The following is a 25,694-nucleotide window of genomic DNA, read 5'->3' as shown; positions in this document are numbered from 1 at the left end:
TTTTATCTTTACGTGGCGTAAATACGGCAGTCCAGTGCTTCCCATCCAGCCTGACCAGAACTTTCAGAGCTTATGGCTGAGGCACGATCTGAACCTGCAATGAAACCTGCATTTTTTCTCGCAGTGCAGAAAATATATCTGCCAGATTATCCATACTGGGGTTTCCTTTGCCCGATAACATTCGATGAAGGCTTTTGCCGGATTTTTGGGTAGTATTCGCCAACTGCTCGAAACCGATCGTGGCATTTACCAAATCCCTTAGAGCCATTCGGGCGGCATCAGGCTCACCGTTAAGGAACAGGTTTGTGGCTTCGTCCAGGAGGACACAGGCAAAATCAGGATCTCGTTCTGCCCGGGCCTGTATTGTCTTTTTGCAATCTCGTGTCAATGGCATAGCGAAGTTCTCACTGGTTTTTGGCTTATATCAACATTAGAGCCGGATTGTTTTTCTTTTATTGAGGTAACTTAGTTAATAAATCAGCTGGTTGCCGGACTTTTATTTTCGGGGTTTACAATGACCAAACTCTCTTGTTTCAAGGCTTACGATATCCGTGGCCGCATGCCTGATGAATTGAATGAAGCTGTCGCCTGGCGGATTGGCCGGGCAACAGCGGAATATCTAAAACCCAAAACCATGGTAGTGGGGGGCGATATTCGCTTGTCTACGCCTGAGTTAAAAGCTGCTCTGAGCGACGGTCTTCGGGCAGGCGGGGCGGATGTGATTGATATCGGCCTTTGTGGCACTGAAGAGGTTTACTTTGCCACATCGCACCTGAAGGCAGATGGCGGCATTATGGTCACGGCCAGCCATAACCCGAAAGACTACAACGGGATGAAGCTGGTGCGGGAAGAAAGCAAGCCGATTTCCGGGGATACCGGGTTGCGTGAAATTCAGCGGTTGGCTGAAGATGTGTTTGTGGAGCCAAATAGAACGGGCTCCCCGGATACCCCATTAGGTTCTTATCGGCAGATCAGCAACCTTGCTCCCTATGTGGATCACATTCTGGGGTATATCAAACCGGATGAGCTAAAGCCTCTGAAACTGGTGGTCAATGCCGGCAATGGCGCTGCCGGGCATGTGATTGATGCCATTGAGGAACGGTTTAAGGCATCTGAAGTGCCGGTGGAGTTTGTGAAGATTCACCATGAGCCGGATGGTCACTTTCCCCATGGCATTCCTAACCCGTTATTACACGACTGTCGGCAGGCAACGGTGGATGCGGTTCTTGAGCACAAGGCCGATATGGGCATTGCCTGGGATGGGGATTTTGACCGTTGCTTCCTGTTTGATGAAAAAGGCCAGTTTATTGAGGGGTATTATATTGTCGGGCTGTTGGGCGAGGCGTTTTTGGCTCACTATCCCGGTGCGAAAATTATCCATGACCCCCGATTGACCTGGAATACTATTGATCAGGTTGCCAGTGCCGGTGGTGTGCCAGTGTTGTGTAAAACCGGCCATGCTTTTATTAAGGAACGGATGCGGGAAGAAGATGCGGCCTATGGCGGAGAGATGAGCGCGCACCATTATTTCCGTGACTTTGCCTACTGTGATTCCGGGATGATTCCCTGGTTACTGGTGGCGGAGTTGATGTCCCATAAAAACAAGAAGCTTTCTGAACTGGTGGCCGAGCGGATTGCCCTGTTTCCATCCTCTGGTGAGATCAACAGTACATTGGATAATCCACAAGCGGCTATTGATCGCACTCTGGCAATTTATGAAAAGGATGCGGTGGCGGTGGACCATACCGATGGTATCTCTCTGGACATGGGTGACTGGCGATTTAACTTGCGCCTTTCTAACACTGAGCCAGTGATTCGGCTGAATGTGGAAAGCCGGGGGGATGTGGCGCTGATGGAAGAAAAAACATCTGAACTGTTGAGTTTGATTCGGCAGTGATTGTTTTGGACACGGAGGCATGGAGTTTTTCTTTTTAAAAAACTCATTCTCTGTGCCTTTGTCGCCAATAAACAGGGTTGTGAATGGTACGGATTATAGCGGCTGGCTGGCTGGCCTTTGTGGTGATTCTTTCCGCCAGTAAGAGTCTGGGCTATGGCAAATGGGCCTGGGGCAGTATTGAGCATTTTCTGGGCGGCAATTTGCAGATGCATTTTGTCATGGCGTTTATCCTCTCTGCATTGGCACATCTGGCCAGCTCAGGATTCTGGCAACGGGGCTGGTTGTTAATACTGTTGATTATTGGCTGTGCACTGGATGAAAGCGTGCAGTTTTTTTTACCCCTACGAAATTTTAACCCGCTGGATTTTCTCGTAACCTGTATCGGGTTGTTGTTGGCTGCTTTGCCGTTTATGGTAGCGCAGTGGAGAATTCTGAAGAAGAGTTGTACTCCAAAAAGATAGAGTCTACGTAAATGCCTACCTCTTTGTTATCGGGCCGCTCCCGGCTGCCTCTTTTTTCTCTGGTGATTATGGACATAGCCATCGCAATTGGTTGTGCTGAGCTGTCCGAATATATCCGTTTTGGGAATCATGCCACCCATTATGTGAATGCGATGGCCATACAGGCCCTTTTAGTCGTGGTTTTTTCGTTTTTGTGTGATGTTTACTCGCCGTGGCGTGGGCGTAAACTCATTGAGCGGCTCAGCAGAGTTTTTGCTGCATGGCTTCTGTCGTTTATGACGTTGTTTGCCATTTTGGTATTGACCAAAACCTCTGCGCAGTATTCCCGAATCTGGTTATTGATCTGGGGGGTGGGGGGCATTTTCATGGCGCTGCTGACCCGCTTTGTTCTCTATCGTATATTGATGTCGATTCGACGGCGCGGTCGCAATACCCGGCATGTGCTGGTGATTGGCGAAGGCCGTAACTTTGAGGCAATGCGCGCCTATTTTTCCAAAGACAACAGCTTGGGTTTCCGTTTGCAACATGTGATTGAGCATCACAATAATGAGCAGGCACTGGCAGAGCTACAAGAATACCTTGCTGAAAATAAAGGCTTTGATGAGTGCTGGCTTTGTATTCCTTTTAACAAAAACTCTCTGCTTCAGCCGGTGCTGTTCACCCTGCGCCACAGTACCGCCAACATTCGTTACATGCCAGGGCTGCAGGATCTGCCGCTGTTAAACCATAACATTACCAAAGTCGGTGATTTTGTTACCCTGGATATCAGTTGCTCCCCCATGGACAACAGTAACGCTTTTATTAAACGGATGTCTGATATTCTGTTTGCTAGCCTGATTCTGTTGCTGATATCACCCGTGATGATAGGTGTCGCCATTGCCGTGAAGCTTTCGTCACCGGGGCCAGTGTTTTTCAGGCAATACCGTCACGGTGCTTCTGGCAAGCAGGTGAAAGTGTATAAATTCCGCAGTATGAAGGTACATAAGGAAGGCGAGGGTAAAGTAACCCAGGCCACCAAAGGTGATCCGCGAGTGACTAAAGTCGGTGCCTTTATTCGCCGCACCAGTCTGGATGAGCTGCCCCAGTTTATTAATGTGCTGCAGGGGCGGATGTCCATTGTCGGGCCAAGGCCTCATGCCCTGGCTCATAATGAGTATTACAAAGACCTGGTGGAATCCTATATGAAACGCCATAAAGTGAAACCGGGTATTACCGGTCTGGCCCAGGTGCGCGGCTTCAGGGGTGAGACCGATACACTGGATAAGATGCAGCGAAGGGTGGAGTGTGACCTGGAATACATCAACAACTGGTCGCTGTGGTTGGATATCAGGATTATCATCGGTACCGTGTTTAAAGGGTTTATGAACCCTAACGCCTATTGATTTGACGCTGCCTGCCTTGCCCGAAAAAGATAAGACTGAGACTTTTATGAGCAGCGGGCAGCGGATTTAAATAAACATGAAACAAGTTCTTTTTTTAGCATTGCTGGCGGTGATGCTCTGGCTGCCGTTACCCGAAGGCAGCAAGCCCGAGTGGGCGATAGGGATTATGATGATGCTGGTCTTCGGGCTGGCGTTGTTCTGGTTACTGGGTTATGCCCTGAATCGGCTGCCGGTGACCCTTGTTTTTCAGAAAGCCCGCTGGTTTCACGTTGGGTTTATTCTGATCACCAGCTGGCTGTTTATACAACAAACGCCGCTACCGGCTAATTGGGTAAAAACGATTTCCCCCCATGCGTGGGATATTCATTCTCAAGCCAGTTTGGCATTGGAATTGCCTCTTCCCGAATGGCTCCCACTCTCTATTGATCCTTTTGCCACGCTGGTTACGGCCTTGCTGACAATGGCTTATTACCTGCTGTTTTGCCTGTGTCTTCTACTGATTGACCGGCCTGAGAAACTGAAAATCTTTGCCTGGGTGCTGGTCATTTCAGGTATTTTACAAGCAGTGTTTGGTTCATTAACTACGCTGTCAGGTCTGGAGGTTTTGCTGTTCCGGGATAAGCCCTCTTACTTCGGTGTCGCCACCGGTACCTTTGTGAACCGTAACAGTTTTGCCGGTTTTCTGGAGATGACTTTAGCCGCTGGTATGGGGTTGCTGATTGCCCAGCTTAATGAGCGACCTTCCCAAAGTTGGCAGGAATGGCTGCACCGCACCCTGAAAACCCTGATGAGCAATAAGGTAATTCTCCGCACCGGGCTGGCCATTATGGTGATTGGTCTGGTGCTCTCGCGCTCACGTATGGGGAATACTGCGTTTTTCACAAGCCTGATGGTGACCGGCTTTTTGTACGTCATCTGTCGAAAACAGCTGAGCCGGAGTATGGTGGTGCTGTTTGTCAGTTTACTGGTGATCGACATTGCTATTGTCAGTCAATGGTTTGGCCTGGAGAAGGTGGTGGAGCGTCTTGAGCAGACTTCACTGGAACGGGAGACCCGTCCCAATGTCTCCGAAGTGACACTAAATGCCATTGGCGATTTTGGCCTGACCGGCTCCGGTGGCGGCTCCTTCTATACGACACTGCCTTTTTATCACGATGGTAGCTGGAGGGGGTATTATGACTTGGCCCATAATGATTTTCTGCAGTTTCCCCTGGAGTTTGGTTTGCTCGCTTATGCCATTCTGGCGCTGATGGTGCTTGCTGCGGTCTGGCATGCCATTGTGGCCATGCGCCAGCGTCGTAATCGGCTGATGATTGGTATGGGCTTTACAGCCTTTATGGGCATTCTGGCCATTATGATTCACTCATCGGTGGATTTTAATCTGCAAATCCCTTCTAACTCAGCGTATTTTATCTGCATGATGGCGCTGGCATTGCTGGCGCGATATTTGCCGACGGTTGGCAAAACACGCAGGTAAAAGATCTCTGGTGAGAGGTTTTTGAATAGGGATAAATCATGAAAGCCCCCGAAGTCACTGAGTTCAATGGCTATAAGGATGTCCACCTTAATAGACTATAATTTTCTGTCACATATGTATTGGAGCAACATATAAGCATGAAATTTACTATTGAAGGTAATGATTGCATGCCTCCACTTTCAGGAGGTTATTTAATCATTTTTCTTGACAACCAGGAAATACATGTTGTTAGTGTTCCATCTCCAAATATATTTGCAGATAGACATAAGGACAGCATTTCAGAAAATCATGATGAATTTGAAGACTCGAATGGAAATGAATTTTCAATATCGGTATGGTCTTCAAATGTGGGTGTGGATTGGCAGCTAGACATAACGTCAACTAATAATAGAGAAAACTTAAAAGAACGTATTGGTGTGGAGTATCGCCCAAATGACTTCTGACCGATGCAAAAGTAGTTTCTATGAAGAATTCTGTTCTGGTATAGAAATAATAGAAAACCAAAGTAATGATAAGTTTCACAATAAATTATATTTTTCTAATGTAATAAGCTTGATGGAAAAATATCTATATGACCTTTTCATAAATGAAATCTCTTCAAATAGGGAGGCGATTGTAAGATTAGGAATGCAGAATAAATTTAGAACTGAATCACTGAAAATTCCTTACTTGCTTCATCATACAGTTGAAGAATATTTAATTAATGCAATGAAAAACATGGTCTGGCATAGACTTAACGATATTGATGTTTTGTTCAAAAATGTAATTGGTATAAAGATTAATATCAGTACAACATTGCTTGAAATTCTCAACATAAGGCACCACATCATTCACAGAAATGGTTACGATCTTGAAGGAAATAAAGTAGTAATTGAAGATCAAGATTTACAATACTGTATAGCCCTAGTCAACTCTTTTGTATTCGAAATAGATAAAAAGTATCAGGCTCAAAGGTAAATGAACAAATTGTAGTTTTGTGCATTAGCAACATAACGAATCTGTCATTTATGACGCATGTCAACAATGGAAAGTAGATCATAAACTTGCTGATATTCTGCTCTTAACCATCTCTGCGGTCATTGCAGGTTGTGAAGATCGGTAAGAAATTGAAGACTTCGGCAATGAAAGGCAGCCATGAGCACACAATACCTGTCTGAAATCCTTGCTGGGTGTGAGGTTTCGTGATTTTTCCCCAGGCTTTTAAGCCTTTCAGCCACTTTTCAGTGGCTGAAAGCAATGCCCCCGGCTGGCTGGCAGCTATCCAGAAGATACTGTTGTGAGGTATCAATCACTGCCAGGTCATCCAGCGTATTCCGCCCAAGCAGAATACTCTGGGGAAATTTGGAACGTGAGGTAAGGCTGAATTCGGTGGTGGTTTTTATATTGCCCAGTTCGATAGTGGCTTCAATGACGGGCCGTCGTTGTGGTTTCCCGGAATGGGTTAGTACACGAATAAACCGTTTAACGGGTTTGAGCAGGGTCACTTCCCGACCATAGCCGCCCCGCTCTGTCAGGATCTTGAACCTTACCCAGTCTGAACCATTGACTGAGGTTTCGAAATTAATATCCCTGGCATCCATAGAGGATGTGGTGGAACCGGAGTCAATCAGTGCGGGAAGTTGGGTATCAAACTGATGGTCAATGCGAGTCACGGTTTCCAGATGGCCCACCAGGTAACGGTTGCCAATATTGCACTGTTGAGAAGTGCTGGCCGAAAGGGGCTGAGACAGTGGCGGGAATAACAGCATCAGAGCCAGTGAAAGAAAACCAGCTGCATAGCGCAGCCTTAGAGAATACAACATATCTTCCTCCATGAAGGTACTACTTCTTTAACCTTTCCTTAAGTGTATTCATGGAGGATGGTGTTGCCGGAGGGTGCTGACCAGAGGCATTAAATGGCGATGTACCTAATTATCCCGATGATTGCTCAGGGTCAGGGCGTCAGGAGTTCAGCACTGCGAACGTGCGTGTGGGGTTTCTGGTGGTCAGTGTTGTGAAAATGTCATTATCATGGCGAAAATCATGAACAAGCCTGTGCTGACTAATGCCACCATTCTCCTTTGGGTGGTAGTTGCAGAGGTGCCGGTGATTAACGCATCATCTTGTGACCTTCCAGGACTTGCTTGTACAAAAAAACCAGGGCACTTAATACTTGTTGCTTGATGCTGTTTTTTTTATACAGTCAAGTTGGTTCGTATATGTAGAAAATCAACTGAATAGTTAACTTTTTGTTTATAAGTGAAAATAAAGCAGTCTGTAATCACAAGGATTTCTTGACCGAAAAATATACAAATCACAAAATGCGAATCCAAAACAACATCATTCAAGTTATGCTTTCGATCAATCTGATGAGGTTTTGAGCAATCTTGTTTTAGCAACAAAGAAAGTCGCCAAACTTCTGGATAAAACACTTGATGGTGTGGCAAGAACAGGTATGTTCTTTGAGGGTTATGGTATTGATCATTTGCATAGTAAGCTGTTTCCAATGCACGGAACAGGATATGATTCAACTCTCAAACCAATTTCTTCAAATAATAAAAAATACTTCGAGCAATACGAAAGCTATATTTCATCACATGACCATGAAAGAGCTGATGATGAAAAATTAACCATTCTTGCTGCAAAAATCAGAGAGCACGCATAACAAGGAGCACAAGCAGACGACGCTAGACGTGCCGCCGCTTTGCTCATCGTTAAGTGCTATTCATGAAAATTGAACAAATGAATATTTGGATGAATTTCAAAGTTAGGCTTAATATCATGTCTTTCCAAGTCTGCCATTTCCTGAATAGCTTCTGGAGTTACTACTTTGGAAATACCATCTTGGATAATTCCGATAAAGTGTATGAGAGATTCATTAGATAGATAGTGGTATAAACGCCATATCCTGATGCCTTGAATTCTATTTTCTATCATGAAATTGAAATATTCAGACAAGCAATGATCACATCGATTTAAATTTTCTATCATTAAATTTAAGACTCTGCGAGCACCAAAACACCATGCTACCCTGTGCTCATCATACATAAGCCGATCTAATATCTCTTCGTAATCAGAGTGAACAGATGAGCTACTAAGGCAAATGACAAACAATACATACTGAAAGTATTTACTTTTCACGCTGGCAACCTGCTATAGATCAGTAAGTTAGCGGTATTATAGTTTTCATACTCCCCTGTAGCACGCACCTAAACGGGTAAGAGCTGGCCTTTCTCCAGCTCTCCCCAGTCGAGTCAACCAAGCATTCGGGCATGTAGATCTATACCGCAGTAATATGGGTGAGAATTAATGCAGAATCCCATTGGGTCTTCTCCATGTGGGATTGATTGGTTGCCTTTAGCTTATTGTTTCGGCAATAAGCTGGGGAGAAGGCTCAATAAGTACCGAATGGTTCCAGTTCGTTCCGGGCCTGCGCCCCCTCCAACCGACGTCCGCAGCGCGGTTGAACCAGGCGTTATGCTCCTATCAATTCTTCTAGTTCACAATTTGTAAAATTCCCTTATGCGTGCTAGAGTTCACAATACGTGAATATAGAGACTATTATGCACGTTATCTCAAGAAAGCCGTTTAACGAGGCTGCAAAAAAGTATCCAAACGATGCTACTGCAATTGACGCAACCTATAAGTCATTGAGAAATAGTGATTTTCATAGCCCGAATGAGTTGAGTTCACTATTCCCCAGCTTGGATAATTTCAAGTACAAAGATAAATGGTGGGTAATAGATGTTGGTGGCAACAACCTTCGACTCATAGCTTTCATTGAGTTCAGAGACAGTAGAATGTATGTCAAACACATCGTCTCACACTCTGAATACGACAAACTATGCAAGAAGTACGCAAAGGAGGCTGGTACATGAGATACACAAATCTTAAGCAAAAGGCTCTAGACTTTTTTTCTGAAGCAGGCTTTGTAAGTCGTATTCATAGTGAGGAAGAGTACGAACAAGCTCTGGAATTAATGGAAGAACTCATCGAAGACTACGATAAATATCTTCCTCTAATCGAAGTTCTCTCTATATCCATTGAAAAATGGGAAGATGAGTCTGAGGATTTTTCAGATTTCAATGCAAGAATTGAAGCTCTGGATGATGGTGTAGCTGTTCTAAGAACACTAATGGATCAATATCAGCTCAAAGCTGATGATTTAAAAAGTGAGCTGGGAAGTAAGAGTTTGGTTTCAATGATCTTGAATGGTTCACGAAATCTAACCAGAGATCATATTCAGGCTCTTTCACAACGGTTCAAAATATCGCCGTCTGTGTTCTTCAGTGGAGCATAAATCGGGTAGCCGGAGGATTCTAACCTCCAGCCCCCACTCCACGAAGCGTGCGGGTCCGCACTACACGAGTCACCGAGGATGGTGAAACCTGATCCATAAGTCTTTCAGAGAAACAAGCCCAGGATTTGCAAGAAAGCTGTCGTTCAATGCTTGCTATACTGCGAACGTTTTGCTCAACCGGTAATACCCTTTGTTACTGGCTGCGATCGAGGCGGCTTTGATATGGTCAACGCCTAACTTGATCAGATTTATATAACGAGTTTTCGGCTTACGCCACTGCTTGATAAAACAGCAACGGATGCGCCGACGTATCCATTGATCCAGTAACAGTATGGGGCAGTAATTAAAGCGAAGCAGGCCCTTCTGTGACCAGCGGATTCTCTTCCCTGTGAAGGTAAAACTCAGGAACTCGATCTCGTGAATTTCACCACCTTGCTTGTGGTCGGGTTGACTGTCAGTTTTAGTCGACGTTCAAGGTACTGAGTGATGCTTTCCATCACCCTTTCCCCTGCCCATTGGCTGCGAACCAATATCACGAAGTCATCGCAATATCTTGCGAAACAGTGACCCCGGTATTCCAGTTCCTTGTCCAGGTTATCAAGAAGTACATTCGACAGTAGCGGTTAAAGTGGACCACCTTGTGACATACCTACCCGAGTGGGGTAGCATTGCCCATCAATCTTATCAGTTGGCCTGTTAAGCGCAAGATCCGATGCTGGTTTACCCAGAAGGGACTTTCATCCCATAATTTCATGCCCATGCCGGGCGTACCAAAAAATTTCAGCGGACACTAGCTCCGTTCGTGCCGCTGAATTTGGCGTTAGGCTCCTAAAATATCATTTGGTATGATTGCGCATTAAGCTATCATTTCAAATCATGAATAATGCAAATAGAAAAACACTAAAGGCGCTATTTGCCGACCCGATAAATGGCAATATTGAGTGGCGCAAGCTCGAAGCATTGTTTCTGTCATTGGGAGCCAAACGGACAACTAAGGGAGGTTCTTCAGTCAGTTTCGTTCTGAATGATGTACGTGCTGATTTTCATAGACCGCACCCAGACAAAGCATCGCTACGGTACCGGATTAAGGATGCCAGGCGTTTTCTGGAACAGGCAGGGATTAAACCATGAATATAATGAAATATAGAGGCTATATAGCCAGAGTTGAATACGATGATGAAGATCGTATATTTGTAGGGCATCTGGCTGGCATAAAAGATATTGTTGGTTTTCATGGTTCTTCTGTAGATGAACTGGAAACGGCTTTTCATGATGCGGTTAATGACTATATTGCAATCAGTGAAAAAACGGGGCGTCCGGTTCAGAGACCCTATTCGGGCAATCTGATGCTGCGGATTTCACCGGAAGTTCATGCTGCTGCTGCGACTGCCGCCGAAGCAAAAGGGAAAAGCCTGAACCAGTGGGCTTCAGAAGTTCTAAGCAATGCTTCTCAAATTTAACCTCTCTGCCTACCGGAGCCTAAATCGGGTAAGAGCTGGTCTTTCTCCAGCTCTCCCCACACCACAACAGTATGCGGGTCCGCGCCTGGCGATTGACCGAGGATGGTGAAACCTGATCCATAAGTCTTTCAGAGCAACAAGCCCAGGATTTGCAAGAAAGCTGCCGTTTAATGCCTGCTGCACTGCGAACGTTTTGCTCAACCGATAATTTCACGTGCCCTTGCGGTGAATAGCTTTTAAACATGATCGATATTCATAACCATATTATCCCCGCCATTGATGATGGTCCGGACACCCCGGAGCAATCTCTGGAACTGCTGCGTATTGCCGAAGCCAATGATATCCAGCGGTTGGTCTGTACGCCCCATATGCATCCTGGCCGTTACGATAACGATATCACCACCATTACTCCTGCCTTTGATGCACTGGTGGGCTTAGCCCTTGAAGCAGGCGTAAGTATTCAACTGGCCATGGGCGCTGAGGTGCGCTTCAGTGACGAGTTGATGTTTCAGCTCCGCAATGAGCGTATTCCGATGATCGGCAAGTGGGAAGGCAACGACTGTCTGTTGCTGGAGATGCCTCACCAGAATATTCCCATGGGTATTGAAGAGATGCTTGAGTGGCTGACTCGGCAGCATGTGAGGGTAGTGATTGCTCACCCGGAACGTAATAAAGAATTGATGGCCTACCCTGAGCGAATCTTCCCGCTGGTGGAGAGGGGTGCTTTGTTGCAGGTGACCGCAGGATGCATTCCCGGTTTTTTTGGTGAAAAGGCGCAGACCTCAGCCCGCTGGCTACTGGATCATGAACTGGTGCAATTTGTGGCTTCTGATGCTCATCACAGCAAACATCGACCACCCGCGATGAAGGCTGCTGCAGAGATGCTGGATGACTGGTACGGTAAGGAGTTTCGGGATCAGTTGACGATGATCAATCCGGACTTGTTGACCTTTTCGCTCTTCGGTAACCAATCACTCTTAAAGGCTGGACGTGATGTTTAAGCGATGGTTGATGGTTTTTCCAGCGATAGTTCTGCTGGTAACCGCCTTGAATACTGCATGGAATCTGGTGCAGTCGCAGATATGGCGCTCCCAGACAGAGAACTTTCTCGATCATTGGGCTGCTAAAACGAAAGAAGATGACGGCTTCTCGGTGGATAAAGAAGAGTGGCAACTCACGCTGAATGGTGCAGATAAGGCGTTAGACAATATGCCAGGCTCTCCGGACTTGCTGGTGATGCGTGCCAAAGTACTTGATCGGGGAGTACAAGCGGGCTGGTCAAAGCATGATTACGGAGAGCTGTCAGAACTTGACGCCTGGCAACAATCCATTCTATCAAGACCCGCCTGGCCCTATAGCTGGAGCAACTATGCCCAGGCTCGTTCACAGCGATCATTAATTGACTCGTCGTTTGAGCAGGCATTGGTTCGCGCTGACCAACTCGGTCCGTGGGAACAGTACGTGATGGAAAACGCCAGCATTCTTGGCAGATATTATCACGGATGGTTGACTGAGCCGACTCAGCAGATGCTCAATAGCAGTCATCAGCGGCTGGTAACGCTTTATTCTCATCGGGCTAAACAGATAGAACAGAAATACCCACTGCCTTAAAGTATTAGCCATTTTCCCCAAAGGGCATAAAAAGCTCTTAAATCACAAAAGTACAATTGATTATGCTGAAAAAATGTCTTTTCCCTGCTGCCGGGTACGGTACGCGTTTTCTGCCTGCTACTAAAAGTATGCCCAAAGAGATGATGCCGGTGGTGTCCAAACCACTGATTGAATACGGTGTAGAAGAATCCCTGCAGGCTGGCTTATCGGACATCTGTATGGTGACTGGTCGCGGTAAGCGAGCACTGGAGGATCACTTCGATACCAATTACGAGCTGGAGCACCAGATCGCAGGTACGGACAAAGAAACATTGTTGACCAATATTCGACAGTTGATCGACAGCTGTACTTTTTCGTATACACGACAGCGAGAGATGAAAGGTCTGGGCCATGCCATTCTCTGTGGTGAAACATTAATTGGCAAGCAGCCCTTTGGTGTGGTCCTGGCCGATGACCTGTGTATCAATGCCGATGGGCCTGGTGTACTGGCACAGATGGCACAGCTCTACAAACAGTTCCGTTGCTCAATTGTGGCAGTCATGGAAGTGCCGGAAGATGAAGTCCATAAATACGGTGTCATTGCCGGACAGGCTATTTCTGATGACCTGATTCGCGTAGAAAATATGGTGGAAAAACCTGCCAGAGAAGAGGCTCCCAGTAATCTGGCCATTATCGGGCGCTATATTCTCACTCCGGACATTTTCGACCTGATCAGAGATACCCAGCCGGGCAAGGGAGGTGAGATCCAGATTACCGATGCGCTGATGACCCAGGCTCAGCTTGGCTGTGTGCTGGCTTATAAATTCAAGGGCAGACGGTTCGATTGCGGCAGTATTGAAGGTTTCATCGAAGCCACTAACTATTGCTACGATAAGCTTTACGCTCATTAATAATAAGTGGTTGACTTTGAACCCACTTTTTGAATAATTAGTCTCAGGTTTCACCGGGGGCGATCTGGATTCGACGACGGTTACGAAACCTTAGGTGCATGTCGAGAATGTAGTGATTCTCGTAAATCAAAACACTACAACCTTTTAGTTGCTAACGAAGACAACTTCCAAGGAGCTCTGGCAGCCTAAACCCTGCCTCCTCCCGGTCACTCCGACTTGCCTGTTGGCTGGAAATGACCGCTACTGAAAACAGGATCGCCTTGATGTCTGCCTGGGGCTGACAGGTTAAACTTTTCAGGATCGCGCAGTGTCACCCTGACCGTTGGGTCGTTCTGCGTTAACCTAATAACGGAATCTAAGCATGTAGAGCCGAAGGCGGAGAATCGGCGGACGCGGGTTCAATTCCCGCCGCCTCCACCAACTTGTCAATAGCCCTAATGAGTTCTTAGCAACCATTAGGGCTTTTTATTTTAAATTAACTATCAACCCTCGTTACTGACTCTCGAATCCATCAGGCTTCTTCTTGCCATCATAACTGACCCAGACTTTAATCCTGTTGGCATCGCCATTATCAATCCATAATAATCCATATGGATCCGCGCCTTCACTCACACTGACACTGGGGGCCTCACCAGTCTTTTTCTCCCACCAAAATTTCGCCACTCTCTCAGAGTGTGCTTTGCTTTTCACCAGGAACAGCTGGGTAGCAGCCGACTTTTCGCTACAAGCACCGGATTCAAGATAATGGATATTCATGGATTGACCGTTTTCATACGCCTGAATCGTCCCCACATAACGAGGCACGACAAAGTCAACACATACGCCCGATGAGTCCCACACTGCCTTAACGGAGTAGGCGTCCTCATCGGGTCCGACTTTCTGAAAGATTTCTACCTGCCTCACACCGTCGGAGAGAACATTCAGGGAGCATAAAGAGAACACAACCGTTAAAAACGCGAGCTTAAAGGCCTGCCTTGTATTTTGCGTCAACATAATGGAATCTCTCGCTACATCACAACAACTTACATTCTAGCTGCCTTTCACCACCCCGATTGATATTTGCCTAAAATCTGTTGTCAAAGAAATAAACAGACATTCAGGTGCACCAACATACCTCAAGCTCAATACCAGTCTAAGAACCTCAATCACCTTGGCTTGGTTGCCGCTATGTGTTGGGAGTTAAAGTGAAGTGGTCTAATGACACCGGACACCTCGTTAAGCACAATAGTGCAACCAGTAACGAGGTTCATAATGGCAACGCGAAAACATTATTCTCAGGAATTCAAACTCAAAGCTGTAAAACTGGTTACTGAACAAGCTCAGTCGCCTACAGCAGTCGCCAGAAGTCTAGGAATTTGTGCGACTAACCTCCGTCGTTGGGTTCGACTCAGTGAAGAGAAGAAAGAGCTGGCTTTCCCCGGCAAAGGCCATCAGGCCCTGACGACTGAACAGCAGAGAATCAAAGAGCTTGAAGCTGAAAACAAACAGCTGAAAATGGAACAGGAAATCTTAAAAAAAGCCATGGCCTTCTTTGCGAAAGACCAGCTGTAAGATACGCCTTCATACAGCGGGAGAGGAAGGCCTATCCTGTCGTAACGCTATGCAAAGCACTAAAAGTTAGTCGCAGTAGCTTCTACGAATAGAATAAACAACAGGCAAAAAATCAACAGATTGACCCGGAGATGTTTCGCCTGGAGGCAGATGCCCGAGAGATTTTTGCTCAATCAGGTGACTCTTATGGAAGTCGTCGAATGGCGAAAGCCCTGCGTTCAAAAGGTTACAGCATAGGGCGTTATCAGGCCAAAACCCTGATGCAACGGCTTGGCCTGCGGGTTCGGGTGGTCAAAAAATTCAAGGTGACAACCAACAGCAAACACAAACTGCCAGTGGCGGCAAACCTTTTGAATCGTGAGTTTTCAGTTTCAGCACCCGACAGAGTATACGTAGCTGATATCAGCTACCTCTGGACTCGTGAAGGCTGGGTTTATCTGGCGGCTGTCGTTGATCTGTTTTCGCGGAAAGTCGTCGGTTGGTCGATGAGTAACCGTATGACGACAGAGCTGCCCCTGGAAGCTTTGAGAATGGCTTACTGGGGCAAAAAGCCTGGAGATGGTGTGATGCACCATTCAGATCGTGGCAGCCAGTACGCGTCTCTGGAGTATCAGAATCAACTCAGGGAGTATGGGATGGTCTGTAGTATGAGTCGCAAGGGTAATTGCTGGGATAACTCTGTGATGGAGCGGTTCTTTGGCAGCCTGAAAAGGGAAAGAACGGATCATTATATTTATGATACTCGGGCAGAAGTAGAGGCACATGTTATTGATTACATTTTGTTCTACAACAATAACAGATTACATTCCTATCTGGACTATGTGAGTCCAGTAGACTTCGAGAAGCAAAAATTGAAAAAAGCAGCTTAATCAGGTGTCCGTTTTTAATTGACCACTACAAAAAATGCTGGCAAAAATAAAGGCACAACACAGATACTTCATTGTAGATAACCAAGCTCAAATAGAAACAAAACATCACTCTGGAATATTCAGGGATTAGTGCTGTCCACCAACAGTAAACACTGAACGTACTGATCTATTTTTTCTGCCCTGAGCAGCTCTTATCCATTAAATCAATATTCAGTTGCATCCACAGCAGAGTAGCAGCCAGGTTCACGTTGTTATGGCAGGTTCCATCATCGAGAGATAACAGGCCCCGAGTCTTATCGATCACCTGATTCACCTCCTGTTGGCGTTCTTCAGGAAAATTTTCCAGCAATCGTTTCAGACACTGCTGCCCTTGGGTCAGATATGCAAACCTCGGAGGAAACTGGCACAGCTGATAAAGTTTAACCAAATCTGGTTCCAGCCCCCAGTCCTTCCAATTTCGCAATGCCATCATAACAAGGGATTCCAGATCAAGGGTATCAAAGGCAGGCTTGTCTAGCGTTTCAATAAAGTCCTTATCCTCCCCATTGATTACCAATCGTCCCAGTTGTTCACTTCCCTCCAGATACATTATTTGCAAAAAAAACCTCAACATCTTCTCTTTAGTAAGAGGTTCTTTTTCTGAATAATAACCGTTATCAGCCAACATGGGGAATGCCAACAATGTTTCCAGATCGTGAAACACGAATGACTCACAACCAAAGCGACTGACTTGACGTTGAGGAAAAAAGTAAAACCGGGAATCAGTAAAGCCGTGATATTTTATCGCCAGTGTTAAAGCTAAAGCGACAAAATGCGGCAGGGGTGAATAAGTTTGTTCATTATTGTAGTGCTTAAAAACATTCAGGCTATCAGCGACAAAAACCCGATAATGCCCTTTGCTATTTTTCCTGATAGAAAAAACACTAATGTGGCCTGTTTTAACCTGAAAAATATAGTTTTTTGGCTCTTCGGTTGCCATTAATGGCAGCTCGGTTATAAATAACGCAACCAGCTGGTAAAGACACTGCGGGAAGCCAATATAAATATGTATGAGTTTTATAATATCCGGGCTGGCAGCATCCAAAACCCTCTCAACTAACTCGTCGTCGAGCAGCCCTTTGGGTAACTCAAGCTCAGGAAGCACCGCTTTGGCAAAAAATTCGATTAAATTTACTGGCAAACTCTTAAGCTTTGGATAGTCAAGTAGAACATGTGTCATTTCACCAGTTTCCAGCTTTCCAGGAAAATAAAGCTGAAGTAAACTTAGAATCGCTTTCCAACGGTATTGACTCTTCTCCAGAGAGCCTTTTTCTTCCAGAATACCGGGGTTTTCGGCGTAGAATTTTTTCACTTCTTCAGTAAAGTCATCAATATTTTTTTTCTGATCCATTGTTTTCAACGACTTTTCAGTGGCCTTAAGTATTTCTTTCAGTTTTTCAAGATACCTGGCATGACCCTCACCGTTTCCGGAAGCTGACGCTGACGCTGCAGCAGAGGAACCTGAACTGCCCAGCCCTTCACTGCGTTGCTTTTTGCTTTGTCGCTGCTGCTGTGGTGGTGGCGATTGATTGCCCGTTTTGGTCTGTTTCTTGTTTTCATTACCAAAACGGTTCAATTCGAATGGATAGGCAGAAAACACCGTTGCTTTATCTGGCTGTAATCCTCCCCATTCAGAGACAGGTGAACTGACTATCGAACCTTTTTTTTTCTTCTGTAACAGCAAAAACGGAACAACCTTAGACTCAGGTAAACGAATGGGGTCAGATAAGAAAGAGGAAAGAATCGCATCGACACCACCACTGGAGAGCAATGACGAAGTGTGAGGAATTACAGCCTGGCCGCCAGCTGACCAAAAGATGCTGGCAAAAATAAAGACATGGCTCATATTCTTCATTGTTGATAACCAAGCTCAAATAAAGACAAAAATATCATACTAGACAAAAAACTCAGATTTGCCCGACTAGGTGGTGTCTTCTTTTTGTCTTAAGAAGATTGTCTTAAACAGATCAGAAGCTCAATATATACGACATCAACTAACTAAAAACCGGGAATTCCGTCTATGTTACCTTTAGACGTATTTTCAGAACTGATTCAAGCTCAGGCAGATAATCATCGATCACAAATACCCGCTACTCCATTTTGTAGTAAATATTACCGTTTAAACATGCCCAACGGAATCAATCTTTGACTAACTGACCAGTTGATTTTGCAGACGCCTCAAATTCAGTTTTTGCAGATTGGTAACCGGGAGCACCAGGAGCAAAATAGAGTTCATCAAACAAATTATTTGTTTCAATATATGCAGATTCCCCAGATGTATATTGTTTAGCAAATCTTGTCTCACTAACAGTTTGAGTTACAGTCAATAACACTTCACCCCTGTAATAGACACGATAATAAGTACTGCTATAACCTTCACAACATGAACAAATATTATTCCCGTCATGAACATCTTCGCCCTTTGAAATATCGCAAGGTTGAAGATATTCAAGTAATTGGATGGCGTTCTCGAATACCTGAATCTTCGGGTTAGGTTTTTTTGCGCGATAGTGCTCATCGTTTTCAGTCAGGATTTTTTTTAACCTGTTCATATGCTTTATGATGCCTGGCACAGTTTTATGAGCTTTTGAAGCGGTCGAAGAAGTACGCCTACGCTTCGATTGTTCAGTGTCAGAAGAGGCGTCAACATGCTCATCTACTTCCTCAAACCTGCGTTTTTTTGACACTTTCTCCTTTCTCCTTTTCTCCTTTCTCCTTTTCTCCTTTTTCTTTTTCTCCTTTTTCCGTTTCTCTTTTTTTCTTTTCTTAGCTTGTCTCTCTACTTTTGCAATAGCCTTATCGGCGCGTGGCTGAGAGCGTTGTTTTTCTTTCATCGCGTGATGACTTTGGCTTGTCGAACTTTCAACGGAATTCAGCGCCCCTTCATCAGACTCACTACTGTTGGATGATAGAGAGAATTTACAAATGCCATAACAGGCAGCGACATAGCAATTTAAACCAAAAGTATGCTGTTCTTCTTCAGGGTCTTCCTTTCCATCGTCAGAGTCAGACGCCAGTGGATAAGTGAAATAGCCTGCAACACGGGTAGTTGTCCCTGAGCCTGAGGCTTGCTGACCGGATGATTCTGATTGTGGGTTTTGTTGGTCATTTTGTTGTTGGCTTTGTCCGGGTAGCACCAAAGTGGTGATCGCAAACGAGTCATCCTGACTTACCCCCAGCTGACCCATTGACTTAAACAGCATCGAATCGGGCTTCCAATAGCTTTTTAAAAGCCAGCCGACAGTGACAAGCGCTTCTGCAGGTATCCATGAATAATGTTTGCCACTCAGAGCGGCGTGATTGGTTGCCAGGATCAGTTCGTAAGCAACCAGCAGATTGGTGACGAAAAGCAATCGCCATGAAATGGACTCACTAAAGTTCATTTTTAGCCCGTAAACACCGTGTCTGCCTGGCTTGTCATCATGTGGCAAAGTTGATCCTGCACAGTCGTTTGTGTCAGCAAGGTCTGTCGGATTGCCCAACAACGGATTGAAGTTGTGCTTTACAGAAAAGCTCTGAGTGATTGGCGTATGCTCGATAACAAAATGTCTTGTCAACGATTCTGCCTGACAGACAATAGACAGCGCTAAAAGCAGGAACAGCAGCGTCGCAAAAAGCGATTGTTTCATTATTCGACCTGCGCACTTTGACACTCCCCGCCTTGTCGAGGGTGTCACAAAAGAGTAAGCAAGGCTGATTTATTTTCCCTGCCCCTGGCAGTTCCCATCCAACAAATCAACATTCAATTTCATCCATAGTAGGGTAGCAGCCAGGTTCACGTTGTTACGGAGAGTTCCATCATTGAGGGTTAACAGGCCCCGAGTTTCATCGATTACCTGATTCACCTCCTTTTGACGTTCTTCAGGAATTTTCTCCAGCAACCGATTCAGATTCTGCTGTCCCTGAGTCAGGTGTGCAAACCTCAGAGGAAACTGGCGTAACTGACACAATGTAACGAAATCGGGTTCCGGCCCCGATATATTCAAAATGTGGATCATCATGTAAATAAAAGAGTCGAGGTCTTGCGCATCAAAGGCAGGTTAGGTTTTGGTATACGAACTGGGTCGGCGGATAAGATAGAGGACAGAATTGTATCTACACCATAACCAGAGACCAATGATGAAGTGTAAGGAATTGCAGCCTGACTGCCAGCTGAAAAAAAATATGCTGGCAAAAATAAAGACACAACAATTACTCTTCATTATTGATAACCAAGCCCAAATAGAAGCGAAAACATCATTCTAGACAAAAAACTCAGATTTTCCTCACTCTTGGATAACTTATTTAATCTGAACCAGCACCCGGTCATAATATACGTCATTAAGTACCTAACCAGTTGATTTTGCACACGCCTCAAATTCACTTTTTGCAGATTGGTACCCGGGGGCATCAGGAGCATAATAGAGTTCATCAAATAACGTACTGGTTTTAATATCTGCTAACTGTCCACAACTGTACTTAGTTGAAAATCTTCTTTCACTAACAGTTTCATTAACAGTGAATAACACATCACCTTTATAATAAACATGGTAATAAGTATTGATGCCAAAATCATAGTTTCCACAGACATCAGGCACGAATTTAACATCTTCACCTTTTGAAATATCCCAAGGTTGAAGATATTCAAGTAATTGGATGGCATTCTCGAATGCCTGAATATCCGTGTTAGGATTTTTCGGGCCATAATGCTCATCGTTTTCAATCAGAATTTTTTTTAAAGAGTTCATGTGCCCTATAATACCTGACACAACTTCATGAGCTTTTGCGACTGCCGAAAAAGTGCTGTGCTCCGCTGGAAAGGCGTTAACAAGTGGCTCACTACTATCAGATGATTGTCGGAGTTCACAAACACCACAACAGGAACCGACGTAACAATTTAAATCCAAAGTATGCTGGTTTTGTTCAGGGTCTTCCTTTCCGCCGCCAGATCCAGACGACAGTCGACTTGTGATAGAGCCTGAAACACGGGTACTTGTCCCTGAGGCTTGATGACCGGATGATTCTGATGGCGGCTTTTGTTGGTCACTTTGTTGTTGCTTTTGTCCCGGGAGCATCAAAGTGGTGATTGCAAACGAGTCATCCTGACTTGCCTCCAGTTGATCCATTGGCTTAAACAGCAGTGAATCGGAGTTCCAGTAGCTTTTTAAAAGCCAGCTAACAGCGACAAACGCTTCTGCTGTTATCCATGAATAAGGTTTGCCGCTGGAAGCGGTGTCACCTTTGGCCAGGATCAGTTCGTAAGCAACCAGCGGATTGATGGTGAAAAGCAATCGCCATGAAATGGACTCGATAAAGTTCTTTTTTCGCCCGTAAACAACAAGCCTTCGTAGTTGGTCATCAGGCGGAAAAGTTGCCCATGCATAGTCGTTTGTATCGGCATCGCCTGACGGGGTGTACTGCAATGAATTCAAGGCGCACTTAATAGAAAAGCTCTGGTATAACTGTGCATGCTCGACAAGAAAACGTGTTGTCAACGATTCTGCCTGACAGATGACAGACAGCAACAGAAGCGGTAAGAGCAATGTCGTAAAAAACAGCTGTTTCATTATCCGGTCTATACAATTTAATTTTGTGGAGAGTAATTGATAGACCAGAAAAATGGCAAATCAAAAAAATAACTGTAATTTGCCTTCAGAAACAAACCAAAGGTTGCCGCAAAAAAAGTTTGTAGACACCATTGCCACTAGCACCATCGCAGTGTCTTGAGAGCTGGGAAGATGGCAGACCATCCGCTGAGCAATACATGAGGCCTTGCCCCTTCTGTCACTTTTCTTCATCAAGATAGGTTTACAGCCTGAAATCCTGATGCAAGTTTTTCCAATGCTCTGTTAACTTTTCTTTGTGTTTCACATTCATCGGAAGTTCTTTAATAGCGGAATGCCACAATGTTCGGGCCCTATACATTACATCTTCTAGATGAGGCCTTACTGCTCGCCATGGTATGCCCGATTTTTCTGACCACGCCTTGAAGTTTGAGAATGATACAGCATACCAATCTTTTGTTTTTCCCAAATTCAAAGCAAAGTTTCGCTCCCCATCGATATACACATTTGTCGTTACTATGTCATAAGCAGGAGATAGCCGTGGTGTCACCTTGTCTTCGTATAAAAGACTCCAGTTTTTTAAATGCGCGTCACCATTTGCCAACAAAATATTCACTAACAGTCGTCTTGCGAACTGCTGTACATCTGTTAATGCATCACCAGAAAACTCGTACAAGACCCTGGCAATCTGTTCATAGTTTGCGGTGCGATATTTTTCATGGGGATACTTCACCAATACTTGTGCGAAGTCTTCCATATGAACTCGCCTGCTCTTTTTTCGATCAAAACGCTTTATCGCAAAAGCAAGGGATTCTTCAGGTAAATTGATTTGTGGCAGGTTATCCAACTGTCCCATATCAACCAGCTTGATTTCCGGTATATCAATACCCGCTATGGATGCCAGAGTCATCGCCGAATATTCATTAACAGGAACATCTCTATATTTTGTTGATGGCGTTTTTATAATCCAATCGCCTAAAACCCCGGATTTACAAAGGTTATAACGCCCATCCTTTTCTTCCATTGAAAACTTCATCTGGACGCCTGCCAGGGAAAATTTATTTTCTCGTTCTAATTTTTCGAACTTAATCACTTTCGCATTTCGATAATGACCTCTGGAAATAAGGGATACAACATCATCAGGTACGTGTTCTGGCTCTAATGGTGTGGCAATGATTGCTCCGGGCAAATCTTCCCCCAGATAAGAGAAGATTTGAAATTCATTATCAATATGCACCTTTAATCCCTGTGCAATGAGTTCTCGCAGCGATCCTTCTGGTAATAAATTTGATAGCGTTGGATGCAAGCGTTGATTTCGTGCCCAAGGCTCTGACATCAATTTATCAGAATGAGGAAATGCAGGATGGGTGATCAGGCTAAACGTTGACCGATGAATATTACTGCTAAATTCATCGGCAAAAAAAAGTACATTCCTACCACTCTGGTAGCCAGCCAAATAACCCACGCACTCTCCATGAAGTGTCAGCTTAATGACGTTAACATCGTTGCTCACGAATCATCTCCAAGCAAATCTTGCCACGGATCATCAAACAAGCTTTTCTTGTTCACTGAATTAGACTGATCTCTTTGGCCTGAGCTAACGCCTTCAGATCCTGCCTCCTGCTCTTCGTTAACGCTTCTCCCCAGGACGGTCAGAACCGCCCCAAGCTTCTCTTTGGGTATAAGCACTACTTCACTATTTAAGCCCTTTGCTATCAATTGGAGCGTGTCAAGCCGTGGATTCCCTTTAGACTCCAGGCGCTGATATTGCTGGCGGGAAACACCAACACGCAGCAACATGTCGTTTTGTTTCAGACCTAAATCCAAGCGCCTTTTTTTAAGTTGCTGAAGCAAAGTATCCATATCATCTTGTCAACTTACTAGTTGCTTTGTTAGCTATAAAGAAACATATTAGTTTCATTTTTGAGAAAAGCAACTAATGTATTGCTTTACAATTTTCCAATCCATTGAATCAGACCCAAAGCAGCCAGAATTGCAAGTTTTCAGTCAAATGCTATTTTTTCATGTCCAATCATGAATTAATTACCATTGAGGTCGCTTTATGAAGAATTACCTGTTTGTAATAATGCTTGGGTATACGAGTGTTTTCTCAAGCACTGCCCGCTCTAATGACGTCTGCGTCGTCCCTCGCAGCTACGATCAAAAACCCATGTTGTCAGGTTTATACGATGAGGAAAACTCCAATGATGACTACGTCGTCCCTCACAGCCACAATCGAGAACCCATGCTGTGGGGTTTATACGATGAGATAAGCTTGAGGAGGACCTTGCTGGCATTGCACGCAATGGGGCTTGTTGTTTATTGGGTTATTCCACGTGCATGTCTAGGCGCTGCTGGAGGATATTATTTTTTCTCTGGATCACCCCACATCAGGGCGTTGAAGGGTGCTGCAATTCTGGGAGGGCTATCAGCATGTGCATTTTCAACTGCAGCTGGCGTTATGCTTTATAATTGCCGCATAGATAATGTAAAAGAGGGGTCGCACTGAAAGAAAAACAGATCACCCGTATATTTCTTAATCTCCCTGGCTTAAAGCGTCGATAACCTCTATTGTTCCTTGCACAATATATAACCTGCTGCCTGACTCTCAAGGTAGCTTTCGTTTCTTTCTTGCCTTTTCACCAAAGATGCTGATTCCAATCAGAACCTTCTTAGCTTGGACGATGGTTCAATAATTTTTTCAATCACGCTCAAAGCAGCCCGGCTTGCAAGCTTTCAGTCAAATGCTATCCTGCGTGTTCAATCAGGAACTAATGGCCATTGAGATCATCTAATGAAAAACTTCCTGTTTGTCATAATGCTTGGATATGTGATTATTTTCTCAGGCGCTGTCTTCTCCAGTGGCAGCAGTGATCATGGCAATTACAATTATGGCTGCTGCGATGATGATGACAACTTTGGTCCTGACAGCTACAGCAAAAAAACCATTTTGTGGGGTTTATACACTCCGAAAAGCTTGGTGAATACTTTTGCGGCATTGTTCGGAACGGGAGTTGTTGTTTTTACTGTGACTCCACACGCATTCATAGGCGCTGTTACAGGGTATTGTATTTACCATGGATCACCCCACATCAGGGCGTTGAGAGGTGCTTTAATCTATGGAGGTCTGGCAGCATGCGTATATTCACCTCGAGTTGGCATTTTGCTTTATGACTGGAGCAGGGGTAACGGGGGATCAGACTAAGCCAGTAATCTTCGTCAAAACAGTCCTTCACCGGCCAGTGGCAACTCCTGTCCTTTAAAAACACAACCCTTTTCGATGAACAAACTTTAATCTACCGGACACGATCTGTTTATCCACAACCCTCTACACTTGAGCCATGACTAACTTCCTCCCTGATCGAGGTAAATCATGGAAAAATGGCTCAATCAATTAAAAAATGACTTCATTCACGTTAAGACTGCTTTTTTTGAGCAGCGTAATGGCGCTGCCATCAGCCCGTTTAAAGCAATTCTCGGCACCGTTATTCTCACGGGCCTGTTTGTACTGATGTTGCCGCTGATCATGCTGATCTTTATGGTTCAGATGGGGCTGATTCTGGTGGGTATGGTTGCTGTTCTTTTTATGGGGACCCGAAAACAGAGTGGACAATGGCCCAAAGAGGAAAAGCTGGTTAATCCCAAACCTGAGCCCGCAGAAACCGACAGGGAAGCGGAGATAGGAGGCTGATATTTTTGAGTTAGCTGTCCGGATAAGGTATTTTTCATCGACTTATCCACAGATCGGGTGATCCTTGTGTCTACTGCTATCCTCATTGTTTTTATTGCTGTCATCTTGTTCTGGGGCAAACGCCGCTTTGACCAGAAAAAACAACTGGCTCAGGAGGCCCTGGTTCAGGGTCAGGCTTTTCTGGAAAAAAACCGGAATGAAGAAGGCGTGATGACTACAGAGTCCGGATTGCAGTACAAGATTCTTGAGAAGGGTGAAGATTCCGATCACCCCACAGCCACCAGCAAAGTGAAAGTGCACTATCACGGTACGTTAATTAATGGTCAGGTGTTTGACAGTTCTGTAGACCGTGGACAGCCGATTTCTTTTGGACTGAATCAGGTGATTCCGGGCTGGACCGAAGGTCTGCAACGGATGTCGGTAGGCGACAAGTTCCGACTGTTTATTCCTGCCAATCTGGCGTACGGCAGCGGGGGTGCCGGTAAAATCCCCGGCAACTCTGCGCTGATCTTTGATGTGGAGCTGCTGGGTATCGAATAAACCA

The 25,694-nt window shown here is 45.1% G+C and carries 26 protein-coding genes, 1 other RNA gene and 1 pseudogene; 19 read left to right on the top strand and 9 right to left on the bottom strand.

Features of this window, described 5'->3' with window-relative positions; all coding sequences use genetic code 11:
• Positions 1 to 70 precede the first annotated feature (70 nt).
• Positions 71 to 394: a DNA-binding protein gene (locus tag ACOJUN_RS12350; protein WP_422136901.1), complete on the bottom strand. Its 324-nt coding sequence runs from the start codon at positions 392 to 394 to the stop codon at positions 71 to 73.
• Positions 395 to 514: 120 nt separating this feature from the next.
• Here ACOJUN_RS12350 and ACOJUN_RS12345 point away from each other — a divergent pair, with 120 nt between their 5' ends.
• The 6 genes from ACOJUN_RS12345 to ACOJUN_RS12320 all read left to right on the top strand — a co-directional run bounded on the left by ACOJUN_RS12345 (position 515) and on the right by ACOJUN_RS12320 (position 6,174).
• Complete coding sequence (locus tag ACOJUN_RS12345; RefSeq protein WP_422136899.1) at positions 515 to 1,897, top strand: phosphomannomutase CpsG; 1,383 nt, start codon at positions 515 to 517, stop codon at positions 1,895 to 1,897.
• An 83-nt stretch (positions 1,898 to 1,980) separates the two neighbouring features.
• Complete coding sequence (locus ACOJUN_RS12340) at positions 1,981 to 2,358, top strand: VanZ family protein (protein WP_422136898.1); 378 nt, start codon at positions 1,981 to 1,983, stop codon at positions 2,356 to 2,358.
• Between the two features lie 11 nt (positions 2,359 to 2,369).
• Complete coding sequence (locus tag ACOJUN_RS12335; protein ID WP_422136897.1) at positions 2,370 to 3,740, top strand: undecaprenyl-phosphate glucose phosphotransferase; 1,371 nt, start codon at positions 2,370 to 2,372, stop codon at positions 3,738 to 3,740.
• A gap of 76 nt (positions 3,741 to 3,816) precedes the next feature.
• Positions 3,817 to 5,217 (top strand): O-antigen ligase family protein, encoded by a 1,401-nt coding sequence (locus ACOJUN_RS12330; RefSeq protein WP_422136896.1) that lies wholly within the window; start codon positions 3,817 to 3,819, stop codon positions 5,215 to 5,217.
• Between the two features lie 137 nt (positions 5,218 to 5,354).
• On the top strand, positions 5,355 to 5,660 hold the full coding sequence (locus tag ACOJUN_RS12325) for a hypothetical protein (protein WP_422136895.1): 306 nt from the start codon (positions 5,355 to 5,357) through the stop codon (positions 5,658 to 5,660).
• The gene (locus ACOJUN_RS12320) at positions 5,650 to 6,174 is read left to right on the top strand and encodes a hypothetical protein (protein ID WP_422136894.1); all 525 of its coding nucleotides are present in this window, start codon (positions 5,650 to 5,652) and stop codon (positions 6,172 to 6,174) included. The genes ACOJUN_RS12325 and ACOJUN_RS12320 overlap by 11 nt, the downstream gene beginning before the upstream one ends.
• Positions 6,175 to 6,437: 263 nt before the next feature.
• On the opposite strand, the gene ACOJUN_RS12315 is transcribed toward ACOJUN_RS12320, so the two are convergent.
• Positions 6,438 to 7,019, bottom strand: a complete 582-nt coding sequence (locus tag ACOJUN_RS12315; RefSeq protein ID WP_422136893.1) for an ATP-dependent zinc protease — start codon at positions 7,017 to 7,019, stop codon at positions 6,438 to 6,440.
• Between the two features lie 554 nt (positions 7,020 to 7,573).
• Between ACOJUN_RS12315 and ACOJUN_RS12310 the strand changes: the two genes are divergently transcribed.
• A complete protein-coding gene (locus ACOJUN_RS12310) occupies positions 7,574 to 7,861 on the top strand; it encodes a hypothetical protein (protein ID WP_422136892.1) in 288 nt (95 codons plus the stop codon).
• A gap of 56 nt (positions 7,862 to 7,917) precedes the next feature.
• On the opposite strand, the gene ACOJUN_RS12305 is transcribed toward ACOJUN_RS12310, so the two are convergent.
• Complete coding sequence (locus ACOJUN_RS12305) at positions 7,918 to 8,337, bottom strand: hypothetical protein (protein WP_422136891.1); 420 nt, start codon at positions 8,335 to 8,337, stop codon at positions 7,918 to 7,920.
• A 422-nt stretch (positions 8,338 to 8,759) separates the two neighbouring features.
• On the opposite strand from ACOJUN_RS12305, the gene ACOJUN_RS12300 reads away from it, so the two are divergent.
• From ACOJUN_RS12300 to ssrA, 8 genes are all read left to right on the top strand, one after another.
• On the top strand, positions 8,760 to 9,074 hold the full coding sequence (locus ACOJUN_RS12300; RefSeq protein ID WP_422136890.1) for a type II toxin-antitoxin system HigB family toxin: 315 nt from the start codon (positions 8,760 to 8,762) through the stop codon (positions 9,072 to 9,074).
• A complete protein-coding gene (locus ACOJUN_RS12295) occupies positions 9,071 to 9,496 on the top strand; it encodes a helix-turn-helix domain-containing protein (protein ID WP_422136889.1) in 426 nt (141 codons plus the stop codon). The genes ACOJUN_RS12300 and ACOJUN_RS12295 overlap by 4 nt, the downstream gene beginning before the upstream one ends.
• Positions 9,497 to 10,372: 876 nt before the next feature.
• The gene (locus tag ACOJUN_RS12290; RefSeq protein WP_422136888.1) at positions 10,373 to 10,627 is read left to right on the top strand and encodes a type II toxin-antitoxin system HicA family toxin; all 255 of its coding nucleotides are present in this window, start codon (positions 10,373 to 10,375) and stop codon (positions 10,625 to 10,627) included.
• A complete protein-coding gene (locus ACOJUN_RS12285) occupies positions 10,624 to 10,956 on the top strand; it encodes a type II toxin-antitoxin system HicB family antitoxin (protein WP_422136887.1) in 333 nt (110 codons plus the stop codon). Before ACOJUN_RS12290 ends, ACOJUN_RS12285 begins: the two co-directional genes overlap by 4 nt.
• A 242-nt stretch (positions 10,957 to 11,198) precedes the next feature.
• On the top strand, positions 11,199 to 11,957 hold the full coding sequence (locus tag ACOJUN_RS12280; protein ID WP_422136886.1) for a tyrosine-protein phosphatase: 759 nt from the start codon (positions 11,199 to 11,201) through the stop codon (positions 11,955 to 11,957).
• Positions 11,950 to 12,567 carry a hypothetical protein gene (locus ACOJUN_RS12275; RefSeq protein ID WP_422136885.1) on the top strand — a complete coding sequence of 206 codons (618 nt, stop codon included), beginning with the start codon at positions 11,950 to 11,952 and terminating at the stop codon, positions 12,565 to 12,567. The genes ACOJUN_RS12280 and ACOJUN_RS12275 overlap by 8 nt, the downstream gene beginning before the upstream one ends.
• Positions 12,568 to 12,629: 62 nt before the next feature.
• Complete coding sequence (gene galU, locus ACOJUN_RS12270; RefSeq protein WP_422136884.1) at positions 12,630 to 13,457, top strand: UTP--glucose-1-phosphate uridylyltransferase GalU; 828 nt, start codon at positions 12,630 to 12,632, stop codon at positions 13,455 to 13,457.
• 55 nt (positions 13,458 to 13,512) lie between these two features.
• Positions 13,513 to 13,877, top strand: a transfer-messenger RNA (tmRNA) gene (gene ssrA / locus ACOJUN_RS12265).
• Between the two features lie 72 nt (positions 13,878 to 13,949).
• Here ssrA and ACOJUN_RS12260 read toward each other — a convergent pair.
• Complete coding sequence (locus ACOJUN_RS12260; protein ID WP_422136883.1) at positions 13,950 to 14,450, bottom strand: hypothetical protein; 501 nt, start codon at positions 14,448 to 14,450, stop codon at positions 13,950 to 13,952.
• A 258-nt stretch (positions 14,451 to 14,708) separates the two neighbouring features.
• Between ACOJUN_RS12260 and ACOJUN_RS12255 the strand changes: the two are divergent.
• Positions 14,709 to 15,877, top strand: a pseudogene (locus ACOJUN_RS12255) (IS3 family transposase).
• 166 nt (positions 15,878 to 16,043) lie between these two features.
• Here ACOJUN_RS12255 and ACOJUN_RS12250 read toward each other — a convergent pair.
• The 5 genes from ACOJUN_RS12250 to ACOJUN_RS12230 all read right to left on the bottom strand — a co-directional run bounded on the left by ACOJUN_RS12250 (position 16,044) and on the right by ACOJUN_RS12230 (position 23,322).
• Positions 16,044 to 17,771, bottom strand: coding sequence for a hypothetical protein (locus tag ACOJUN_RS12250; RefSeq protein ID WP_422136882.1), 1,728 nt, complete (start codon positions 17,769 to 17,771; stop codon positions 16,044 to 16,046).
• A gap of 283 nt (positions 17,772 to 18,054) precedes the next feature.
• The gene (locus tag ACOJUN_RS12245) at positions 18,055 to 19,119 is read right to left on the bottom strand and encodes a hypothetical protein (RefSeq protein ID WP_422136881.1); all 1,065 of its coding nucleotides are present in this window, start codon (positions 19,117 to 19,119) and stop codon (positions 18,055 to 18,057) included.
• A gap of 1,125 nt (positions 19,120 to 20,244) precedes the next feature.
• Entirely contained in the window at positions 20,245 to 21,462 is a 1,218-nt protein-coding gene (locus ACOJUN_RS12240; RefSeq protein ID WP_422136880.1) for a hypothetical protein, read from the bottom strand.
• A 241-nt stretch (positions 21,463 to 21,703) separates the two neighbouring features.
• Positions 21,704 to 22,972, bottom strand: a complete 1,269-nt coding sequence (locus ACOJUN_RS12235; protein ID WP_422136879.1) for a type II toxin-antitoxin system HipA family toxin — start codon at positions 22,970 to 22,972, stop codon at positions 21,704 to 21,706.
• Positions 22,969 to 23,322, bottom strand: coding sequence for a helix-turn-helix domain-containing protein (locus tag ACOJUN_RS12230; protein WP_422136878.1), 354 nt, complete (start codon positions 23,320 to 23,322; stop codon positions 22,969 to 22,971). The genes ACOJUN_RS12235 and ACOJUN_RS12230 overlap by 4 nt, the downstream gene beginning before the upstream one ends.
• 199 nt (positions 23,323 to 23,521) lie before the next feature.
• On the opposite strand from ACOJUN_RS12230, the gene ACOJUN_RS12225 reads away from it, so the two are divergent.
• The 3 genes from ACOJUN_RS12225 (at position 23,522) to ACOJUN_RS12215 (ending at position 25,690) form a co-directional block, all read left to right on the top strand.
• The gene (locus tag ACOJUN_RS12225; RefSeq protein WP_422136877.1) at positions 23,522 to 23,968 is read left to right on the top strand and encodes a hypothetical protein; all 447 of its coding nucleotides are present in this window, start codon (positions 23,522 to 23,524) and stop codon (positions 23,966 to 23,968) included.
• Positions 23,969 to 24,832: 864 nt separating this feature from the next.
• Positions 24,833 to 25,150 carry a hypothetical protein gene (locus tag ACOJUN_RS12220; RefSeq protein WP_422136876.1) on the top strand — a complete coding sequence of 106 codons (318 nt, stop codon included), beginning with the start codon at positions 24,833 to 24,835 and terminating at the stop codon, positions 25,148 to 25,150.
• Between the two features lie 66 nt (positions 25,151 to 25,216).
• Positions 25,217 to 25,690 (top strand): FKBP-type peptidyl-prolyl cis-trans isomerase, encoded by a 474-nt coding sequence (locus ACOJUN_RS12215; RefSeq protein ID WP_422136875.1) that lies wholly within the window; start codon positions 25,217 to 25,219, stop codon positions 25,688 to 25,690.
• The last annotated feature ends 4 nt before the right edge of the window (positions 25,691 to 25,694 follow it).

The organism is Endozoicomonas sp. ALD040 (genome assembly GCF_049275945.1).
Classification (GTDB): domain Bacteria; phylum Pseudomonadota; class Gammaproteobacteria; order Pseudomonadales; family Endozoicomonadaceae; genus Endozoicomonas_A.
Note: the sequence above shows the minus strand (reverse complement) of the source record. Positions and strands in the feature narration are given on the sequence as shown.

Excerpts from the sequence above, each read along its gene's own strand:
- ACOJUN_RS12350 (WP_422136901.1), bottom strand. The coding sequence starts at position 394 with ATGCCATTGACACGAGATTGCAAAAAGACAATACAGGCCCGGGCAGAA.
- ACOJUN_RS12280 (WP_422136886.1), top strand. The coding sequence starts at position 11,199 with ATGATCGATATTCATAACCATATTATCCCCGCCATTGATGATGGTCCG.
- galU (WP_422136884.1), top strand. The coding sequence starts at position 12,630 with ATGCTGAAAAAATGTCTTTTCCCTGCTGCCGGGTACGGTACGCGTTTT.
- ACOJUN_RS12335 (WP_422136897.1), top strand. The coding sequence starts at position 2,370 with ATGCCTACCTCTTTGTTATCGGGCCGCTCCCGGCTGCCTCTTTTTTCT.
- ACOJUN_RS12225 (WP_422136877.1), top strand. The coding sequence starts at position 23,522 with ATGAAGAATTACCTGTTTGTAATAATGCTTGGGTATACGAGTGTTTTC.
- ACOJUN_RS12325 (WP_422136895.1), top strand. The coding sequence starts at position 5,355 with ATGAAATTTACTATTGAAGGTAATGATTGCATGCCTCCACTTTCAGGA.
- ACOJUN_RS12240 (WP_422136880.1), bottom strand. The coding sequence starts at position 21,462 with ATGAAACAGCTGTTTTTTACGACATTGCTCTTACCGCTTCTGTTGCTG.
- ACOJUN_RS12220 (WP_422136876.1), top strand. The coding sequence starts at position 24,833 with ATGGAAAAATGGCTCAATCAATTAAAAAATGACTTCATTCACGTTAAG.
- ACOJUN_RS12320 (WP_422136894.1), top strand. The coding sequence starts at position 5,650 with ATGACTTCTGACCGATGCAAAAGTAGTTTCTATGAAGAATTCTGTTCT.
- ACOJUN_RS12275 (WP_422136885.1), top strand. The coding sequence starts at position 11,950 with ATGTTTAAGCGATGGTTGATGGTTTTTCCAGCGATAGTTCTGCTGGTA.
- ACOJUN_RS12290 (WP_422136888.1), top strand. The coding sequence starts at position 10,373 with ATGAATAATGCAAATAGAAAAACACTAAAGGCGCTATTTGCCGACCCG.
- ACOJUN_RS12285 (WP_422136887.1), top strand. The coding sequence starts at position 10,624 with ATGAATATAATGAAATATAGAGGCTATATAGCCAGAGTTGAATACGAT.
- ACOJUN_RS12250 (WP_422136882.1), bottom strand. The coding sequence starts at position 17,771 with ATGAAGAATATGAGCCATGTCTTTATTTTTGCCAGCATCTTTTGGTCA.
- ACOJUN_RS12260 (WP_422136883.1), bottom strand. The coding sequence starts at position 14,450 with ATGTTGACGCAAAATACAAGGCAGGCCTTTAAGCTCGCGTTTTTAACG.
- ACOJUN_RS12330 (WP_422136896.1), top strand. The coding sequence starts at position 3,817 with ATGAAACAAGTTCTTTTTTTAGCATTGCTGGCGGTGATGCTCTGGCTG.
- ACOJUN_RS12245 (WP_422136881.1), bottom strand. The coding sequence starts at position 19,119 with ATGCTGTTTAAGTCAATGGGTCAGCTGGGGGTAAGTCAGGATGACTCG.
- ACOJUN_RS12230 (WP_422136878.1), bottom strand. The coding sequence starts at position 23,322 with ATGGATACTTTGCTTCAGCAACTTAAAAAAAGGCGCTTGGATTTAGGT.
- ACOJUN_RS12340 (WP_422136898.1), top strand. The coding sequence starts at position 1,981 with ATGGTACGGATTATAGCGGCTGGCTGGCTGGCCTTTGTGGTGATTCTT.
- ACOJUN_RS12300 (WP_422136890.1), top strand. The coding sequence starts at position 8,760 with ATGCACGTTATCTCAAGAAAGCCGTTTAACGAGGCTGCAAAAAAGTAT.
- ACOJUN_RS12315 (WP_422136893.1), bottom strand. The coding sequence starts at position 7,019 with ATGTTGTATTCTCTAAGGCTGCGCTATGCAGCTGGTTTTCTTTCACTG.
- ACOJUN_RS12295 (WP_422136889.1), top strand. The coding sequence starts at position 9,071 with ATGAGATACACAAATCTTAAGCAAAAGGCTCTAGACTTTTTTTCTGAA.
- ACOJUN_RS12345 (WP_422136899.1), top strand. The coding sequence starts at position 515 with ATGACCAAACTCTCTTGTTTCAAGGCTTACGATATCCGTGGCCGCATG.